Source organism: Paenibacillus sp. 05T425, from assembly GCF_056396205.1.
This window is the reverse complement of the sequence record NZ_JBFTLA010000188.1, coordinates 1-359: the sequence shown is the minus strand read 5'-3', so window position 1 is coordinate 359 and position 359 is coordinate 1. Positions and strand designations below refer to the sequence as shown.

The 359-nt window shown below is 62.1% G+C and carries 1 protein-coding gene; it reads right to left on the bottom strand.

All coding sequences use genetic code 11. The features are described 5' to 3' along the window. The coding region (locus AC1DF0_RS32705; RefSeq protein ID WP_477577800.1) for a GspE/PulE/PilB domain-containing protein at positions 1-359 on the bottom strand (359 nt) is incomplete at both ends.

Sequence of the window (359 nt, the reverse complement as noted above, 5' to 3'; positions counted from 1 at the left end):
CGCTGAAGCGCTGGATATCCACCGGGTTGGCCACCACGCGCTTGATCGGCAGTTTCAATACGTGGGTCAGGTCGACTTCCCAGCCGCTGACGAAGGGCTGGGCGCTGGCCACGGTGACGGCATCGCGGTCGATGGCCACCGCCAGAATCTTGTGGCGTTGGGCGAAGGCATAGGACATCAGCGGCGTAATGGCGGCGACGTTGATTTTCAGTGGGTCGATGCGCAAGTAAGGCTGGCCGGCCTGCTGGGACAGCCACAGCGTCAGGCTTTCCAGATCGAGGTGTTTACCGGGACGGCTGAGGTCGTCCAGATGTTGGCTGGCGATGAACTCCAGCGGATGTTGCTGAGCATTGGTGGCG